The organism is Micromonospora sp. (assembly GCF_048594385.1).
GTDB classification, from domain to species: domain Bacteria; phylum Actinomycetota; class Actinomycetes; order Mycobacteriales; family Micromonosporaceae; genus Micromonospora; species Micromonospora wenchangensis.
Window position 1 is genome coordinate 1 of record NZ_JBMDWU010000104.1, and the last position, 2,477, is coordinate 2,477.

Annotated in this window: 5 protein-coding genes; all 5 read right to left on the reverse strand. The window is 68.3% G+C overall.

The window, feature by feature from the left end; all coding sequences use genetic code 11:
* The coding region (gene rpsC, locus ACOJTC_RS04725; protein WP_420115896.1) for a 30S ribosomal protein S3 at window positions 1–566 on the reverse strand (566 nt) is incomplete at its 3' end.
* A complete protein-coding gene (gene rplV / locus ACOJTC_RS04730; RefSeq protein ID WP_420115897.1) occupies window positions 566–1,024 on the reverse strand; it encodes a 50S ribosomal protein L22 in 459 nt (152 codons plus the stop codon). The genes rpsC and rplV, both read right to left, overlap by 1 nt.
* Window positions 1,025–1,064: 40 nt before the next feature.
* Window positions 1,065–1,346, reverse strand: coding sequence for a 30S ribosomal protein S19 (rpsS, locus tag ACOJTC_RS04735; RefSeq protein WP_095563690.1), 282 nt, complete (start codon window positions 1,344–1,346; stop codon window positions 1,065–1,067).
* A 12-nt stretch (window positions 1,347–1,358) separates the two neighbouring features.
* Window positions 1,359–2,198 carry a 50S ribosomal protein L2 gene (gene rplB, locus ACOJTC_RS04740; RefSeq protein WP_204924858.1) on the reverse strand — a complete coding sequence of 280 codons (840 nt, stop codon included), beginning with the start codon at window positions 2,196–2,198 and terminating at the stop codon, window positions 1,359–1,361.
* A gap of 12 nt (window positions 2,199–2,210) precedes the next feature.
* Window positions 2,211–2,477: 50S ribosomal protein L23 (rplW, locus tag ACOJTC_RS04745; RefSeq protein WP_420115898.1), on the reverse strand; the 267-nt coding region annotated here is incomplete at its 5' end.

Below are 2,477 nucleotides of genomic sequence, written 5' to 3' on the forward strand. Positions count from 1 at the left end.
GCCTCGAAGAAGCCGTACTCGATGTTGGCCCGCAGCGTGTGCAGCGGAACCCGACCCTCGCGGTAGAACTCCGTCCGGCTCATCTCGGCGCCACCGAGGCGGCCCGAGACCTGAACCCGGATGCCCTTGCAGACGGGGTTCTTCATCGCCGACTGCATCGACTTGCGCATGGCCCGACGGAAGCTGACCCGGCTGGAGAGCTGCTCGGCGACGCCCTGGGCGACCAGCTGCGCGTCCGACTCGGGGTTCTTGACCTCGATGATGTTCAGCTGCACCTGCTTGCCGGTGAGCTTCTCCAGCTCGCCGCGGATCCGGTCGGCCTCCGCACCCTTACGGCCGATGACGATGCCCGGCCGGGCGGTGTGGATGTCGACCCGGACGCGGTCCCGGGTGCGCTCGATGTCGACCTTGGAGATGCCGGCACGCTCGAGGCCCTTGGACATCATCCGGCGGATCTTGACGTCCTCGCCGATGTAGTCCTTGTAGAGCTTGTCCGCGAACCAGCGGGACTTCCAGTCGGTCGAGATGCCGAGCCGGAATCCAGTGGGGTGAACCTTCTGACCCATTACTCGGCACCCTCCGTCTTGCTCTCGGTCGCTGCGGGCTCGGCCTGCTGCGCCGGTGCCGCCTTCTTCGCCGCGGACTTCTTCGGCGCGGCCGGCGCGACCGCCTCGACCGCCACGGTGATGTGGCAGGTGCGCTTGCGGATCCGGTAGGCCCGGCCCTGCGCCCGCGGCCGGAACCGCTTCATGGTCGGGCCCTCGTCGACGAACGCCTCGCTGACGAGCAGCGCGTCAGGGTCCAGCCGCTCGTTGTTCTCCGCGTTGGCGATCGCGCTCGCGAGCACCTTGTACACCTGCTCGCTCGCCGCCTGCGGCGCGAACTGCAGCACCGTGAGCGCCTCCTTCGCGGGCAGGCCGCGGACGAGGTTGACCACCCGGCGCGCCTTCATCGGCGAGATGCGCACGTGTCGCGCAATCGCCCGCGCGCCCGGAAGCACCGGAGCGTCGCCCTTTCCTGGCATCGCTGTAACCCCTTGTTCCTCTATCCGTATGCCCGCGGCGTCAGCGCCGGCGGCTCTTCCGGTCGTCCTTCTCGTGACCCTTGAACGTGCGGGTCAGCGCGAACTCGCCGAGCTTGTGCCCGACCATGGCCTCGGTGATGAACACCGGGACGTGCTTGCGTCCGTCGTGCACGGCGATCGTGTGCCCGAGCATCTCGGGGATGATCGTCGAGCGGCGCGACCAGGTCTTGATGACGTTCTTCGAGCCCTTGTCGTTCTGCGTCTCCACCTTCTTGAGCAGGTGGTCGTCGATGAACGGGCCCTTCTTCAGGCTGCGAGGCATGCTCTATCTCCCTCAGCCGCGCTTACGCGTGGCGTAGCGGCGGCGGACGATCAGCCGGTCGCTCGGCTGGCCCTTACGACGGGTGCGGCCCTCGGGCTTACCCTGCGGGTTCACCGGGTGGCGACCACCGGAGGTCTTACCCTCACCACCACCGTGCGGGTGGTCGACCGGGTTCATCGCGACACCACGGACGGTCGGGCGCTTGCCCTTCCACCGCATCCGGCCGGCCTTGCCCCAGTTGATGTTCGACTGGTCGGCGTTGCCGATCTCGCCGACGCTGGCGCGGCAGCGCACGTCGACCCGCCGGATCTCACCGGACGGCATACGCAGGGTCGCGTACACGCCCTCCCGGCCGAGCAGCTGGATGCCGACGCCGGCCGAACGGGCCAGCTTGGCGCCGCCGCCCGGACGCAGCTCCACGTTGTGGACGGTGGTACCGACCGGGATGTTGCGCAGCGGCAGGTTGTTGCCCGGCTTGATGTCGGCGCCCGGCCCGGACTCGACCCGGTCGCCCTGCTTCAGGTCCTTCGGCGCGAGGATGTAGCGCTTCTCGCCGTCGGCGTAGTGCAGCAGCGCGATGCGCGCGGTGCGGTTCGGGTCGTACTCGATGTGCGCGACCTTCGCCGGCACGCCGTCCTTGTCGACCCGCTTGAAGTCGATCAGGCGGTACTGCCGCTTGTGGCCGCCGCCGTGGTGCCGGGCGGTGATCCGGCCGTGGGCGTTGCGTCCGCCCTTCTTCGGCAGCGGGGCCAGCAGGGACTTCTCCGGCGTGGACCGGGTGATCTCGGCGAAGTCGGCAACGCTGGAGCCACGTCGGCCCGGCGTCGTCGGCTTGTACTTACGGATAGCCATTGTCTACACCCCTCAGCTGACCGGGCCGCCGAAGGCCTCGATACGGTCACCGTCAGCCAGCTTCACGATCGCCCGCTTGGTCGCCTTGCGCTGACCGAAGCCGGTCTTGGTGCGCTTGCGCTTGCCCTGGCGGTTGAGCGTGTTGACCGTCAGGACGCGGACGTTGAAGATCTGCTGGATAGCGATCTTGATCTCGGTCTTGTTCGCGTCCGGGTGCACCAGGAAGGTGTACCAGTTCCGGTTCAGCTCGCTGTAGCTCTTCTCCGAGACGACCGGCGC

Excerpts from the sequence above, each read along its gene's own strand:
- rplV (WP_420115897.1), bottom strand. The coding sequence starts at position 1,024 with ATGCCAGGAAAGGGCGACGCTCCGGTGCTTCCGGGCGCGCGGGCGATT.
- rpsS (WP_095563690.1), bottom strand. The coding sequence starts at position 1,346 with ATGCCTCGCAGCCTGAAGAAGGGCCCGTTCATCGACGACCACCTGCTC.
- rplB (WP_204924858.1), bottom strand. The coding sequence starts at position 2,198 with ATGGCTATCCGTAAGTACAAGCCGACGACGCCGGGCCGACGTGGCTCC.